Annotated in this window: 10 protein-coding genes; 2 read left to right on the plus strand and 8 right to left on the minus strand. The window is 71.3% G+C overall.

Translation table 11 applies throughout. The annotated features are described in order from the left end of the window. Positions 1 to 6: 6 nt before the first annotated feature. On the minus strand, positions 7 to 804 hold the full coding sequence (locus WME73_RS11055) for a sulfite exporter TauE/SafE family protein (RefSeq protein ID WP_437745427.1): 798 nt from the start codon (positions 802 to 804) through the stop codon (positions 7 to 9). Between the two features lie 124 nt (positions 805 to 928). Here WME73_RS11055 and WME73_RS11060 point away from each other — a divergent pair, with 124 nt between their 5' ends. Next, the gene (locus WME73_RS11060; protein ID WP_437915643.1) at positions 929 to 2,992 is read left to right on the plus strand and encodes a hypothetical protein; all 2,064 of its coding nucleotides are present in this window, start codon (positions 929 to 931) and stop codon (positions 2,990 to 2,992) included. Positions 2,993 to 3,109: 117 nt separating this feature from the next. Here the strand turns inward: WME73_RS11060 and WME73_RS11065 are convergent, their stop codons facing one another. After that, entirely contained in the window at positions 3,110 to 3,538 is a 429-nt protein-coding gene (locus WME73_RS11065) for a hypothetical protein (protein ID WP_437915644.1), read from the minus strand. 469 nt (positions 3,539 to 4,007) lie between these two features. Here WME73_RS11065 and WME73_RS11070 point away from each other — a divergent pair, with 469 nt between their 5' ends. Further along, positions 4,008 to 6,077, plus strand: a complete 2,070-nt coding sequence (locus WME73_RS11070) for a hypothetical protein (RefSeq protein WP_437915645.1) — start codon at positions 4,008 to 4,010, stop codon at positions 6,075 to 6,077. Between the two features lie 19 nt (positions 6,078 to 6,096). Here WME73_RS11070 and WME73_RS11075 read toward each other — a convergent pair whose 3' ends face one another. The 6 genes from WME73_RS11075 to WME73_RS11100 are packed head-to-tail and all read right to left on the minus strand — an operon-like array spanning position 6,097 to position 14,500. Beyond that, on the minus strand, positions 6,097 to 7,164 hold the full coding sequence (locus WME73_RS11075; RefSeq protein ID WP_437915646.1) for a S41 family peptidase: 1,068 nt from the start codon (positions 7,162 to 7,164) through the stop codon (positions 6,097 to 6,099). A gap of 12 nt (positions 7,165 to 7,176) precedes the next feature. Continuing rightward, the gene (locus WME73_RS11080) at positions 7,177 to 7,869 is read right to left on the minus strand and encodes a DUF3540 domain-containing protein (RefSeq protein ID WP_437915647.1); all 693 of its coding nucleotides are present in this window, start codon (positions 7,867 to 7,869) and stop codon (positions 7,177 to 7,179) included. 16 nt (positions 7,870 to 7,885) lie between these two features. Further along, positions 7,886 to 9,625, minus strand: coding sequence for a pentapeptide repeat-containing protein (locus WME73_RS11085; protein ID WP_437915648.1), 1,740 nt, complete (start codon positions 9,623 to 9,625; stop codon positions 7,886 to 7,888). Further along, positions 9,622 to 12,057: a DUF2169 family type VI secretion system accessory protein gene (locus WME73_RS11090; protein WP_437915649.1), complete on the minus strand. Its 2,436-nt coding sequence runs from the start codon at positions 12,055 to 12,057 to the stop codon at positions 9,622 to 9,624. The genes WME73_RS11085 and WME73_RS11090 overlap by 4 nt, the downstream gene beginning before the upstream one ends. A 25-nt stretch (positions 12,058 to 12,082) precedes the next feature. Then, entirely contained in the window at positions 12,083 to 13,201 is a 1,119-nt protein-coding gene (locus WME73_RS11095; RefSeq protein ID WP_437915650.1) for a hypothetical protein, read from the minus strand. Between the two features lie 45 nt (positions 13,202 to 13,246). Continuing rightward, positions 13,247 to 14,500 carry a hypothetical protein gene (locus tag WME73_RS11100; protein ID WP_437915651.1) on the minus strand — a complete coding sequence of 418 codons (1,254 nt, stop codon included), beginning with the start codon at positions 14,498 to 14,500 and terminating at the stop codon, positions 13,247 to 13,249. Positions 14,501 to 14,558: the final 58 nt, after the last annotated feature.

The raw sequence follows: 14,558 nt of genomic DNA on the forward strand, positions 1-14,558 counted from the left end.
TCCGGGCTAGCCGCCGAGCCGGTCCCACGCGAGCTTGGCCGTGAGCGTGAGGCCGAGGGCGACAACGAACCACCGCACCTTCCTGGGCTCGATGCGGCGGGCGACCACGGCGCCGGCGAGCGAGCCGACCACCGCCGCCGCCATCATGATCGGCGTGGCGACCGCGTCGACCGCGCCCGCGAACAGGAACGCGAGCGCCGCCACGCCGTTGATCAGGCTCGCGAGCACCGTCTTGATCCCGTTCAGCCGGTGGATGTCCACGTCGCCCGCGAACGACGAGAGCAGCGCGAGCATCATGATGCCGATGCCCGCGCCGAAGTAGCCGCCGTAGACGCTCACGAGGAACTGGAGCAGGAACACGAGCCACGGCCGGGAGGGCAGCGCGAAGCGCTCCGCGCCGGGATCCGCCGCCGAGGATGGCGCCGCGGAGGGCTTCGCCGGGCGCAGGTTCTGCCAGAGCAGGAGCAGCGTCGCGACGAGCACGAGCCCCGGCACCGCGGCGTCGAACACGCGCTGCGGCGTCACGAGCAGGAGCGCCGAGCCCACGACGCCGCCGAGCAGCGAGGGCAGGAACAGGACGCCGAGGACCCGGTAGTCCCGGGAGAGCTCGCGGCGATACGCCCACGCCGACGCGAGCGACGCCGGCGTGAGCGCCACGGCGTTCGTCGCGTTCGCCGCGAGCGGGGGCAGCCCCGCCGCGATCGCCGCGGGGAACGACACCAGCGTGCCGCCCCCGGCCACCGCGTTGATGGCGCCGGCCACGGCGGCGCCGCCGGCGAGGAGTGCCGCTCTGGTCAGATCCACGGCGCGAGATCGCCCGAGCCCCGCCGGCCTGTCAACCGCCGCGCTTGAGGGGGCGGGCGCGGCGCCCCTAGGATGGAATGGCGGCCGACCCTGGCGGTCGCTCCTCCTCGGAGAGCCGAGCGACATGCCGCGATTCTTCCCGCACCTCCCCGCCGCGCTGCTCTCCGCCATGGCGTGCGGCGCGCTCGCGAAAGCGGCCGCCGGCGAGGGGCAGCCCGAGCGCGCGCGCGTCTGGGTGGCCGACGACGGCACGCGCGTCCGCCGGGAGGATGTCGGCCTGCCGCTCTCGCGCGGCGAAGGAAACGCGGTCTTCCGGCCCGGCGAGCCGATCCGGCTCGGCGCGCTCCGCGCGGAGGTCGTCGCCTTCCAGGTCGTCGTCGAGGCCGGCGCCGAGCCCGTGCGCGGCGTCACGGTCGAGCTCTCCGCGCTCGGCCCCGCGGCCGGCCCGGGCGCGCCGGCCAAGGCGCCGCCGGCGCCGCAGCAGCCCGCGCAGGGGCAGGGAGCGGCGCCCGCGGGGACGATCTCGATCCGCCGCTTCGTCGAGCACTACGTCGAGATCACGCGGCGCTCGCGCAACGAACAGCGCCCCCGGGAGTCGCTCGGGTGGAGCCCTGCGGCGCGGCCGCCCGACGACGTGCACCTCGGGTTCCTCCCCGACGCGCTCATCCCGGTCGAGCTCGCGCCCCCCTGGGCGCCGTACCCGCTCGAGGTAGGCGCTCGCGAGACCCGGGCGGTCTGGATCGATCTCCACGTCCCGGAGGGCGCCCTCCCCGGCGCTTACGAGGGGAGGGTGGTGGTCGGATCGGCGTCGCACGGCGAGCTCGCGTCGCTCGATCTGAAGCTCGACGTCGCCCCGCCGGCGCTGCCGTACGGCGCTGTCGACTTCATCGCGTTCTACGACGCCGATCCCGTCGCCGAGCGGGTCGGCGGCGGGCCCGCCGTCGAGCAGCAGCTCTGGCAGCTGCTCCACGAGCACCACGTCGACGGCTTCGCGTCGGTCCGGAGCCCCGCCGAGGTCGAGCGGCTGCGCGCGGCGATCGACGGCTCGCTCTTCACGGAGGCGCGCGGCTACCGGGGGCCGGGCGCGGGCGTGCCGCCCGGGGCGGTGGCGCTCGGCGCCTATGGCAGCTTCGGCGATCCCGGGGAAGCGACCCTCCACCGCGTCGAGGCGGTCGCGGACCTCCTCCCGCCGGCGGTGGACGACGTGATGCTCTATGCGATCGACGAGCAGTGCGAGAGCCCCCGCGGGCCCGGCTGGCGCCGGCTGATCCGCGGCTCGCGCCTGTCGTCGCGCGTCCTCGTGGGGCACTCGTGCGGCGAGGTCCCTCCGGTGGAGCAGGACGTCGACCTCGTGCTCACGCCGGCGAACCGCTTCGACTCCACGTGGGCGCGGGCCGCGCGCGAGGCGGGCCAGCGGCTCTGGGTGTACAACGGCGCGCTGCCGCGGACCGGCACGTTCATGATCGATGCGCCGCTCACCGGGCTCATGGCCGACGGCTGGATCGCGGCCTCCCACGAGGTGGACCGCTGGTTCCTGTGGGAGACGGCGTTCTGGCACGACGGCAACCGCGGCGGCAAAGGGCCCATCGACCCGTTCACGGTCGCCGAGAACTTCCACAACCGCGACGGCGACGCGTGCCTCGGCGACGGCATGCTGCTCTATCCCGGGACGCAGCGGGGCGCGTTCTCCTCCCGATCCGTCGGCTTTCCCGGCGTGCTCCCCTCGATGCGCCTGAAGAGCCTTCGCCGCGGGATCCAGGACGCCGGCTACATCGCGCTCGCGAGGTCGGCGTCGCCCGGCGCGGTGGACGCGATCGTCAAGGAGGTGATCCCGGCCGCGCTCGACGAGGCGCTCGACAGCGCGCCCGCCGCGTGGAGCAGCGACGGCGCCCCGTTCTTCAGGGCGCGCTCCGCGCTGCGCGCGCTCATCCCGGCGGGCGCCTCGCTCGACGCCGCCGGCGTCCGCCGCGCGCTCGCCGAGGCGGCTGCGGCCCGCCGCGCGCTCGTCCCGCTCCCCCGCGCGGGCGGCGGGGCGGACAGCGCGGGACAGACCATCCCGTGGCCGTTCGGCCGCTGGAGCACGACGGCGCGGCTCATCGCCGTCGCCGGGCTGGGCGCCGCCGTGCTCGCGCTGGTCATCGGGCTCTACCGCCGGGGGAAGCCAGGGCGGGGGACCGAGGGGCGCTGACCGGCGTACGCCTCACTCGCCTGCCTGGCGGCTCAGCCGGTATCCCACGAAGCTGCACCCCGCTATGAAGAGGGTTCTATCGCCGGCGGATGGAACGGCGTTTTGGGCTCGTCGGGCTCACGATGATCGCATGATGAGCTGCTGAGTCGCCTTGCGCTCGCCCACGACGGCGACCACCGTCTCGGAGGCGAGCCCCGCCGCGCCCTGCGACGTGCGGCGGATCGCGCCGAGCAGCGCGAACCAGCCGAGCTGGCTGCTCGAAATGGCGCGCTCGGTGATTCCGTCCACGCGGGCCAGCGTCTTGCGCGCGACCCGGAACACGCTGCGATCGACCCCCTCGAGCAGGTCGAGCGTGGCGCCGAGCCGCTCCTGCGTCTCGACGCGCACGTCCTCGAGGAAGCCGAACCCCGCGCGCACGACCTCTTCGGCGACGCCGAGGCTGCCATCAACCCAGGTGGTGATCAGGCCCTCTTGCGGAACGCTGAGCTTCGCGCGTTCAGAACCATTGCTGCCGGCCGCGGCTTGGCCGGAGATGCTTTCGTCCATCTCGAACCCCCTTCCTCAAAATGGCTCGCAGGCCATTCGCCTGCTGCGAACCCACTATCAACAACTGAGTTCTCGGATGGGTTATCACAGGGCAACAAAGGCGTGAACTCTTTCTTCGTCATCTCGTCATCGCGATCGCGCCCTCTGGTGCTCTGGTCGGTCGCGTCCGTTGTGTAGGGTTGCGCAGGTTGCGCAGGTTGCGTCCGTTGCACCTTGCGTCCGTCGCGTCCGTCGCGTCCGTTGCGTTCGTCGCGTCCGTTGCGTCCGTTGCGTCCGTTCCCGGGGCCAGACGTGCCGCGCGGAGTGAGGTCGTGGTGGCGCCCTCCCACGCGCCCTGCCGAATCCGCTCTACCTGGGTAAATTCGCTGAAAACTCGCGATAAACGGCCAGCGCGTCGGAGACGTAAGCTGGCGGCCAGCGAAGACCCTTGGTCCTTGGCAGGCGCGCCCCGGCTGGGTACGGTCCCGCGGTGCCCACGAGGCCCACGAAGATCGAGCGATTTCTGAGGGGGACCACCTTGTCCACGCTGCTTGCCGCCTCCTGTGTCTCCGGCGCACCGCACGGCGAGGCGCCCTCCGCGCCGCCACCTGCTGAGCTCTTGGCCTTCGATCTGCAAGAAGGCCAGATAGACAACCACTTCTTCCGTCGTGGTCATATCGCCGCCCATCTCTTGACGACGTCGGGCGTGTCGCCGCGGCTCATCGTCGCTTTTCCGGCAGGGAACATGGGAATCGCTGTGTGGTTCGATTCTCTGCCCGCGCCGGTCGATCTCTCGGTGGAGGGGGACGTCTCTGACGTGGAGCGCGTGGAGCGGCCCGGCGTCATGCGCGGCGTGTCGGCGCTCCTTGCGAGCGAGGCGCCGGTGCTGCGTGTCCATCGGGTGCTCCTAGGGAGTGTCCGTACGCTCCGTGACGTGGGGCGCGACGCCGAGGTTCCGGCCTGGCTCGGGAACGACGTCGAGGTGTTCGCCTCGCAGCGAGGAGCGGCGATCGCCGTGCGGCGCACGATGCTGGACGGCGATCATCACCTCGAGCTGCTCATCGAGCCGCAGGACGGCACGACGGCCGCGCTCGGGAGCGACGGCCGGATCGAGCTGGCGGCAGGGCCGAGCGGCCTCCGTGTCCGGGTGACGGCGCTCTCGGACGAGGCGCCGCTCACGCCGGTGCCCCTCGAGGAGCTCGTGACGGAGCGCGCCAGCGACGACCCGCGCCACCGACAGGCGCTCGGCTTCCTCGCGTACCGGGAGAAGCTGCTGGCCGGGTCCTGGCGTTTCCTTACGTACTTCGGCCGGGACACCTTGCTCGCGGTGAGGATGCTCCTGCCCGTCCTCGATCCGGCGGTGGTCGAGGCGGGCATCGGCTCGGTCCTCGATCGGCTGAGCCTGACCGGTGAGGTCGCGCACGAGGAGGCGATCGGCGAGTACGCGGCGTTCATGCACCTCGATTCGGGCATCCCCGGGGCGCTGCGCGAGCCCGTCTACGATTACAAGATGATCGACGACGACTTCCTCCTCGCGCCGGTCGCCGCGGAGTATCTCCTCGGCAGCGCGGCCGGCCGGGAGCGCGCGGCGGCGTTCCTGTCGCGCCGGACGCCGGGGGGCGACACGTACGCGGAGGCGCTCGCGCGGAACGTGGCGCTCGTGATCCACCTCGCCGCCCCGTTCGCCGAGACGGGGGATCCGATGACGTTGATCGGGCTCAAGGCGGGCACGAAGGTGGGCGAGTGGCGTGACAGCCAGGAGGGCCTGGCGGGCGGCCGGATCCCCTACGACGTGAACGCCGCGCTGGTTCCGGCCGCGCTCCGCGCGTCGGCGCGGCTGCTCGCGAGCCCGCTGCTCGGCGCGGACGCGGAGCGCGCCGGCCGGGCGGAGCGGTTCGCGCGCGCGTGGAAGGACGCCGGCGTGTTCTTCCGTGTGGAGCTGCCGGAGGACGAGGCCAGGCGGCGCGTGTCGTCCTATGCGGCGTCGCTGGGCCTGGACGCGGCGCCGGCGCTCGCGTCGATCTCGGGGACGCTCTCGTTTCCTGCCGTCGCGCTCGACAACGAGGGGAAGCCGATTCCCATCATGCACTCCGACGACAGCTTCGTCCTCCTGTTCACGGAGCCGCCGCCCGCTGCGCTGGAGGAGATCGCGGGCCGCCTGATCCGCCCGTTCCCTGCCGGCCTGCGGACGCCGGTGGGGATCCTGGTCGCGAACCCCGCGTTCGCGCAGGATCCAGCGATCCAGAGGGATTTCACGGCGGCCCATTACCACGGGACGGTCACGTGGTCGTGGCAGCAGGCGATGCTGGCCGCGGGCGTCGAGCGGCAGCTCGGCCGCGGCGATCTGCCGCCCCGCGCGCGGGGCGCGCTGGAGCGGGCGCGGAGCGCGCTCTGGGAGGTCATCGCGGCGACGCGCGAGGCGAGCACGCGGGAGCTCTGGAGCTGGGCCTTCGAGGGCGGCTGTTACAAGCTGGTCCCCTTCGGCGCGGAGCGATTGCACCACGACGAGTCGAACGCGGTGCAGCTCTGGAGCACCGTGTACCTCGCGGTACGCCCCTGAGCCGAGCGGCGGATCGCGCTCAGGCCTTTGCGCCGGCGATCAAGTCCATCAGCGATCGCCGCTCCCCGCCACGATCGGCCCCTTCAATCGCTCCCAGCTCGACATCCGGCCGGATCCCCGTCCCGTGGATCGGCTCTCCGCCCGGCAGGACCATCCTCGCGGCCGGCGCGAGCACCGGCGCGTGATCCTCGGGATCCGCCGCGACCTTCAGCGCCGTTCCTTTCCCGTACGTGCGCTCCCCCGCCACGACCGCCCTCCCGTGCCACTGGAGGCAGCCGGCGAAGAGCTCCGCCGCCGACGCCGTCCCGCCATTCACCAGGATCCACAGAGGCGCGCGGCACGGATCCCGGTGGCTCGACCGGTACACGATCTCGTCGCCGTCCGCGTCGATCGCCCTCCCGAGGACGCTCCCCGGCTCCAGGAAGTCGCCCGCGAGCTCGACGAACGCCGTCAGCTCCCCACCGGGGTTGTCGCGCAGATCCAGCACGAGCGTCTCCAGCCCTTCGGCCTCGAGCGCCCTCACCGCCGTGTGGACCCGGGCGGGCACGTCCAGCGAGAAGGTGCGGATCTTCACGTACCCGACCCCCGGCTCGAGCTGGACGCTCTCGACGGGCGACGCGCCGCCGCACGGGTGGAGCGACGCGACCAGCGCGTCCAGATCGGCCAGCATCGGGGCGCCGGCGGGCCGCGCGCCCCCGGCGCTGCCCGCGTTGTACGTGATGAAGACGTTGGTCACGCTCGGCAACACCTGGACGCCGATGAAGCAGTTGTAATTGTTGCCGGCCCTCGGAGAGAGCAGCGACGTGGCGGGGGCATAGTTGATGAAGACCCGCACGTTGCCGAACGTGTACTGGCCTGTTCCCATGAAGGTCCAGTGCAGCGTTCCCAGCCAATCGCCCATCGTGAGGATCGCGCGCGCCAGGAGGCTCAGCGCAGGCCCCATCGAGAACCACACGTTGAACGAGAACGGGAACTTCACCGCGTTCGGGTCGAAATTGGGGAACGGGAACGGGCCGAACGCAGGCGACATGCACACGTCGGGGAACCCGGCGCTCATGCCGGTACACTTGTTGTTCGCAGGCAGCATCGCGCCGGCCTCCTATCCCAAGAGGATCTGCTTGCCGTTCACCGTGACCGTCTCCTCGGTCAGGATCGTGGCGTTCTTCGCCTTCGTGAAGGCCGTCTTCTCCACGATCGTGTGCGACTCGCTCGCTTGAACGCTCAGCAGCGCGCTCACCCGCTGGACCATCGAGGTGAACCTCTGGACCACGGCGTCGGCCATCATCCGGATCTTGCCCGCCTGCACCTCGATCTCCGGCCCCCGGATCGCGACGCCCTTGTCCCCGGACAGCGAGAGCTCCCCGTCCCTCGCGTGCACCGCCACGTCCCCCTGGAGCGACAGCACCGTCCGACCCGCGCCGTGGAGCACGCCGATGGCGTAGTAGCGCTCCTCCCTGCCGATGACGAGCAGCGTGTCGCCCACGGCGGGCTCGTAGGGCAGCGCGAGCGCCATCTCGACGGCGACCGGCTGGCCGCCCGGCAGCTCCACCGCGATCGCGCCCCCCTCCGCCGCCGTGACCCGGCCCGGGCCCAGGTACTCCCTCGGGAGCGCCGCGGCGCCGTCCTGGCCCGCGTCGTCGGCCGCCGCGCCCCCGGCCCGCGGGAGGCCGATCCGATGCACGTCCGCGCCGCGCGAGCCGTGCGCGCCGTACGCCCGAGGCGCGTGCTCCTCGCCCGCCGCCGCATCCACCCGCACGGCCGCCGCGCGATCGCTCTCCTTCATGGCTCCCATCGACATCGCTCCTCCTTCATTGCGAGCGCCGCTCGGGCGGCATCCATGCTTCGGCCTCGAGCCGATCGACGTCCGTGCGCCTCGCCGTGGCGAGGTTGGCGTCGAGATAACGTGTCTTCTCGTCGCGGACGTGGTGCAGGTTCGCCCAGTGCAGGTCCGCGCCGGTGAAGTCGGCGCCCGAGATGTCCGCGTGCGAGAGATCGGCGTGGTGCGCCTTGACCCCCACGAACAGCGCCCCGGCAGCGCGGACCTCGTGCATCACCGTCTCGCGGATGTCGGCCCCCGCGAGGTTCGCCCCCGAGAGATCGGCCTTCACGAAGATCGCATTGCGGAGCATCGCCTGCGTCAGCCCGGCGCCGGCGAGCACGCCCTCGCCGAAGAAGGCGGCCTTCGCCATCGCGCCCGCCAGCGAGGCCTGCCGCAGGTTCGCCCCCTTGAAGTTCGCGTTCGCCAGGATGGCGCCGTCGAGCCGGGTCCGCTCCAGGTTGCACGAGGTGAAGTCGCAGTTCGACAGGTTGCACCCCGAGAGGTCCATCCCCGAGAGGTTCCCGAGCGCGAAGAAGCACCGCGAGAGGGTCAGCCCGGAGAGCGACACCCGCGTCAGGTCCACGCCGGAGAAGTCCACGCAGTCGAAGATCGCCTTCTCGAAGGTGATGCCCTCCACGACCGCGGTCCGCAGCGTGGTCTGCGAGACGAGCGCGCGCGTCAGGTTCGCGCCCGTCAGGTTGGCCCCCTCCAGCATGCAGCGCACGAGCCGCGACCCGGACAGGTCGGCGCCCGAGAGATCGGCCTCCTTGAAGACCACCATCTCGAGGTCCTTGCCCGAGAGATCCGCGCCCGGCAGCCGCGCCCGGTACAGCATGCACGACCTCAGCGTCGCGCCCCGGAAGTCCGCGCCGGTGAGGTCGCAGTTCGCGAGCACCGTCTGGTCGAGCGTCGCGCCCCGGAAGCTCGCGCCCCGGAGGTCCGTTCCCTGGAGCGACGACAGCGTGAGGTTCGCGTTCTCGAAGCTCACCCCCGCGAAGTCCATCCCCTCCAGCGCCGCGCCCGCGAGGTCCGCCCCGGAGAGGTCGAGCCGGCCGAGGCGCGCGCCGTCGAACACCGTCTTCGTGAGCTTCTTCGGGAGCACGGCCTCCCGGAGATCGGCCTTCAGGAACACCACCGTGTCGAGCTCGGCGCCCGACAGATCGGCCCGCGTCAGGTTCGCCTCGGTGAACGATGAGCCCTCGATCCGCGCCTGCGACAGCGAGGCGCCCGAGAGGTCCGCCCGCGTGAACGACGACTGCGAGACGGTCACCCCGTCGAGCGCCGCGCCCGACAGGTCGGCGAGGTCGAGCCGCGTGCCCTTCAGGGTCGCGCCGGACAGCTCTGCCCCCGCGAGCTTCGACTCGGCCAGGTTCGCCTCCTGGAGCCGCGCGCCGCGCAGGTTCGCCCCGGTCAGCTGCCCGCGGACCAGGCTCGCCCCCGTGAGGTTCGCCCCGGCGAGGTTCGCGCCCGAGAGGTCGCTCTGGGCGATGGCCGCGCCCTGGAGATCGGCGCCCGACAGGTCCGCGCCGCGGAGCGCGCACCAGGCCATCTTGATGCCGCGGAGATCGGCCCCCGAGAGGTCCGCGCCCTCCAGCTGCACCCGCCCGAGCTTCACGCCGCGCAGCCGCGCCTTGCGGAGGTCGGCCCCCCGCAGATCCATGTCGCCGAGCGTCCTGCCCTCGAGCGCCTCGCCCGCCTGGAGCAGCGCCCTCAGCTCGTCCGGGGTCATCGATCTCGCTCCAGCGTCGACTTCTTCAGGTTCGCCCCCCTGAAATCACAGCCGGATCCCGAGGTCTCGTAGAATTTTGCATCGTAGAGGTTCGCGTCGACGAACTTCGCCTCCGGGACCCGCGCCTTGAGCAGGTCCGCCTCGAAGAGGTTCGCCCGCGTGAAGTCGGCGCGCGTGAGGTTTGCCCGGTCGAACCGGGCGCCCCGCACGTTGGCCCCGAAGAAGCTCGCCCCGTCGGCCGTGGCCTCGCTGAAGAGGGCGCCCGTCAGCACGGCGAGGCTGAGATCCGCGTCGGTGAGGGTCGCGCTCATCCACACGCTCCCGTCGCCCCGCGCGCCCGTGAAGACCGCGCCGGTGAGGTCGGAGCCGGAGAAGCTCGTGCCGGTCAGGGTGGCGCCCGCGAACGTGGCGGAGGCGCCCTTGACCTTGGACACGAAACACCGCGTGAGCGAGGCCTGCGACAGGTCCGCGCGCTCGAGCACGGTGCTTTCCAGGAAGGCAACGGCCCACGCCGCCCCGCGCGCGACGGCCCCCGTCATGTCCGCCCTCGAGAAGACGAGCTGCGACCCTTGCGTGCCCGAGAGATCGGCCTCCATGAGCCGCGCGCCGTCGAACGTGGTGCCCTCCAGCGTGGCGCCGCGGAAGACGGCGCGCTCTGCCCAGGCGCTCTGCAGGGTGGCGAGGCTCAGGTCCGCGCCCGTGAAATCGGCCTCCCTCACGTCGGCGTCGAACAGCACGGCCTGCTTGAGGAGGGCGCGCGTGAGCCTCGCGCCCCGGAGGTTGGCGCCCGTGAGGAGGGCGCCCGTGAGGTCCGCGCCGGTCAGGTCGCGGCCGCTCAGGTCCTGCTCGCTCAGGTCCTGGTCGCGGAGGTCGCTCCCCGGCCCGATCTGCCCGGGCGGCCGCGGCGGGGCCATGGAGAGGCCCATCGACGCGAGCTTCGGATCGCCGGCGAGCTTGTCCCACGCCGCGAGCGCCGGGACCTGGGTCCCGCGCGCGGCCGCGAGCGCCTTCGCCTCCTCCACCGCCCGCGCGACGCGCCGGAAGGCCGTCCGGAGCGCCGCGTCCATCAGCACGGGCGACGCGTCGGAGCTCATCGGCGGCAGGGCCTGCGAGGCCTTCGGCAGGTTGCGCAGCGCCTCCGCGATGACGCTGCCGAGGACCTTGCCCCCCGGCAACGCGATGCCCGCGAGCGCCGCCATCGCCCGGCCGATCCTCTCCTGCTGCGGCTTCGCGACGTCGCCGAGCCGCGCCTTGAGCAGCGCCGACAGCGGGTCGAGCCCCGCCGCGCCGCCGCCGTCGCGCGGCGCCGCGCCGTCGCCCTTCTTCTGCAGCGCCTGCAGCGCCCCCCACTCCTCCTTGAGCTCCGGCGCGAGCTGCTCCTCGATCTCGAGCGGATCGGCCTCGAAGCGCGCGAGGATCTCGCGGTAATGCTCCTCGGGCAGCGCCGGCCCGTCGAGCGGCTCGGAGGCGACGAGCGTGGTGACGCGCGAGAGGTCGTCGTCGGTCACCTCCGTGAGGCCGCGCCACGTGAGGAACAGGGCCCCCTCGTCCAGGTTGGCGAGCAGCGTGTCGAGGTGCATCGGCACCTCCCGGAACCCGCGCTCCGCGTCGTTCGCGAACACGCGGATCCGGAGGCCCGGCAGCCGCGACCGGAAGACCTCCGCGTCCGGGTGGAGGTTCTGGAACAGGAGCTCCTCGTCCCCGCGCAGGTACGGGAGCCACTGATCGGGCCGGGCCGCGTTGAAATAGGTCCAGTCGAAGTCGTCGGCGAAGTAGGGCGCTCGCTGCTCGCGGTACGCCTTGCCGTAGTTCTTCCCGACCCGGGCGCGCCGATCGGGCCGGTTCGGCGACAGGGGCCCGAACCCCGCGGGCGCCGGCCGATCCGAGCGCGACAGCAGCAGATCGTCCGCGCCCTCGACGTTGGGGAGCTCGCGCGTCCCCTGGCCCCTGCCCACCGGGTTGAGCGGGTGCCCCGGCCCTCCGAAGCTGCGCCGATCGCCGAGCGGCATCCGGTCGAACGGCACGGGATCGCTCATGGCGGGCCCGAGCAGGCCATCCATCCACACGCGCTCGCCGACCACGCGCAGGATCTTCGACCAGGACCCCACGCCGAACCGCACCGGACACTCGGTCATGCGCGCCTTGCCCGGCGTGTGGCACGTGCCGATCAGGAGCACGTCGGCGTGGGGCTTGAAGTCCGCCAGATCGCTCGGGTACAGGCACTCGCCGGTCTGCTCGTGATCGTCGTCGTGGAACACGTCGCCGCGCAGCGTCTCCTGCGCGAGCGCCGGGTGGCCCTCGGGCAGGGAGAGCGGCGCTCCGGGCGTGAGGGTGAACTTCGCCCGGACGATCAGGGTCATCTCCGGCTGGGGCGGCCTCCGCGAGGTGACCTTGCTGCCGAAGAGGAACGGGGTGAGGTTCTTGTTCGCCATCCGTGAGGGTCGTCGCGCGTGCGCGTCACGTCATGAGGTGGACTGCCGCGATGTTCGTGCGGACGGGCACGACCTTGCCCCGGTCCAGGGTGACCTTCAGCTTCTCCGTCCCCATCGAGAGCGTGGGCCCGATGCTGGCATCGAGGGACGCGGCGACGGTGACGGACGCCTCCAGGCCGATCGTGGCGCTGGCCGAGATGCCGCCTGTGAAGCTCACCTCCGCGCCGAGCGTCGCCTCGATCATCGCCCCCAGGACGACCTCGTTGACCATGCCGAGGTTGATCGTCGTCTCGATCCCGTCGACGACGGTCTTGCTGTCGCCCTGCGTGTAGGAGTCCGCGTCGCCGTACTTCTCGTCCTTGGTGTCGGCGTGGGTCTCGGAGATGATCTTGCTCGCCTTCGTATAATTCTTGATGATGTCGGCCTCGGTGTGGTCATCCACGGTCCCGGTGACCGTGGTCGAGGTCGTGATCGACCCCGCCTTCATCGTCGACTTCGACGGTCCCTCGACGGTCGTCTCGTCGGTCATCGACGTGGCGTGGGTCTTCGACACCATCGTGTCCGCCCATGTCTCGTTGGAGATCGAGGGCACCGGCAGCTTCGCCGAGCCGGTATAGGACGAGATGCTCTTGGCCCACGTCCTGTCGACGATCGTGGGGTTCTCCCCGAGGACGCCTGATCGGGGGAGCCCCCAGGGGTCCGTGATCTCGTCCAGGTTGCGCGGCGGGCTGTCGTGTCCGGTGACGCTCTCCATCTTGCTGCTGTAATGGAACTCGAAGGCATCGCCGTGGTAGGTGGTGTGCACCTCGCCCTTCACGGTCTTCTCGCGCAGGCGCTTCTCGCCGCGGGGGCCCTGGATGAAGTCGAACTCGCCCGACCCGTAGAAGGTGATGCTCTTCTCGTTGATCTGCCCGTCCTCCGCCTTCCAGCCGCCCTCGAACTCGCGGCGGCCGAGGACGGTCATCTTGTAGGTGCCCCCGATGACCTCGACCTTGTCGCCCCGCGTGGTGATGACCCGGTTGCCGTCGGTGTGATCTCGCCAGGTGTACTCGTCGCCCTCGGCCGCGCCGATGCGCAGGTACGACGACATGCCGTCGCCGAAATCAGGCACATGGAGGATACCGTACTTGCCATCGCCGGCCATGGGAGCTCCGTATCCGGTGGCGCGTGGAGCGTGGTGCTCGCGCCCTCAAACGAAGAGGTTGAACGCCGAGACGATCTTGTTGGCGAGCGCGATCTCCGTCTTGCTCATGTGGAGCTCCACGCCCGCCGGGCTGATCTCGAGTGTGGGGCCGGCGGAGACGTCGATGCTCCCGGTCAAGCTGAAATCCGCCTTGAGCCCGACGGTCACGTCGACGATGCCGCCGGCCGTGAAGGTCACCTCCGCGCCGAGCGTCGCCTCGATCATCCCCCCCAGGACGACCTCGTTGACCATGCCGAGGTTGATCGTCGTCTCGATCCCCTCGACGACGGTCTTGCTGTCGCCCTTCGTGTAGGAGTCCGCGTCGCCGTACATATCGTCCTCGGTGTCGGCGTGGGTCTCGGAGATGATCTTGCTCGCCTTCGTGTAGCTCTTGATGATGTCGGCCTCGGTGTGGTCATCCATGGTCCCATCGACCTTGGTGGACGACGTGATCGACGCGGCCTTCATGGTGGATTTCGACTCCGCCTTGACCGTCGTCTCGTCGGTCATCGAGGTGGCGTTCGTCTTCGACACCATCACTTCCGCCCAGGTCTCGTCGGTGATCGACGGCACCGGCAGCTTCTCCGAGCCGGTATAGGACGAGATGCTCTTGGCCCACGTCCTGTCGACGATCGTGGGGTTCTCCGTCGGGATCGCCTGGGGCGAGGGCGGGTTCTTGTCATCGATGAAATCGTCGGTGACATTCAGCGTGGGGAACGTGTCCGTGCCGGTCTGGCTCTCCTTGATCTTCCCGAAGTAATAGTCGTAGACGTCGCCGTGGTAGAGGGTGTGCACCTCGCCCTTGATGGTCGTCTCGACCACCTTCCACGTCCCGCCGTAGTTCTGCACCCACTCGATCGTGGTGCCGCCGCCGAAGGTCTCGCTGACCTCGGTGACGTGCCCTCCCGACACGTCCCAGCCCGCCTGGTGCTCCCCGCGGCCGAGGATGAGCAGGCGGTAGTTCCCCCCGATCACCTCGACCTTGTCGCCCTTGGTGGTCGAGATGCGGTTGCCGTCGGTGTGATCGCGCCAGCCGCCCTTCGTGTGCAGCTTCGCGGTCTCGGCCTTTCGCTCGCCCACAGGCACGAAATTGGGCGAGCCGTCCCGCTTGCGGTCGTCGTCGGTGAACCTCTGAATCCGCTCGGCGAGATCGTCGCCCGCGCTCTCGCCGAGCGGCGCGGCGGCCCCGAGGCGCAGGTAGGACGGTTCCCCACCATTCAGATCCGGTACTTCGAGGAGCGCGAACTTGCCTCCGGACACTGGAGCCTCCGAGCGTGATCGACGACGCATGGCGTCGCCGTGTCGCGGACCGCACAAT

Source organism: Sorangium sp. So ce302, from assembly GCF_051530145.1.
Taxonomy (GTDB): Bacteria; Myxococcota_A; Polyangia; order Polyangiales; family Polyangiaceae; genus Sorangium; species Sorangium cellulosum_B.

What these genes read in the sequence shown, in the direction of transcription:
- WME73_RS11060 (WP_437915643.1), top strand. Translation starts at nt 929, where the DNA reads ATGCCGCGATTCTTCCCGCACCTCCCCGCCGCGCTGCTCTCCGCCATG.
- WME73_RS11065 (WP_437915644.1), bottom strand. Translation starts at nt 3,538, where the DNA reads ATGGACGAAAGCATCTCCGGCCAAGCCGCGGCCGGCAGCAATGGTTCT.
- WME73_RS11075 (WP_437915646.1), bottom strand. Translation starts at nt 7,164, where the DNA reads ATGCTGCCTGCGAACAACAAGTGTACCGGCATGAGCGCCGGGTTCCCC.
- WME73_RS11080 (WP_437915647.1), bottom strand. Translation starts at nt 7,869, where the DNA reads ATGGGAGCCATGAAGGAGAGCGATCGCGCGGCGGCCGTGCGGGTGGAT.
- WME73_RS11085 (WP_437915648.1), bottom strand. Translation starts at nt 9,625, where the DNA reads ATGACCCCGGACGAGCTGAGGGCGCTGCTCCAGGCGGGCGAGGCGCTC.
- WME73_RS11090 (WP_437915649.1), bottom strand. Translation starts at nt 12,057, where the DNA reads ATGGCGAACAAGAACCTCACCCCGTTCCTCTTCGGCAGCAAGGTCACC.
- WME73_RS11095 (WP_437915650.1), bottom strand. Translation starts at nt 13,201, where the DNA reads ATGGCCGGCGATGGCAAGTACGGTATCCTCCATGTGCCTGATTTCGGC.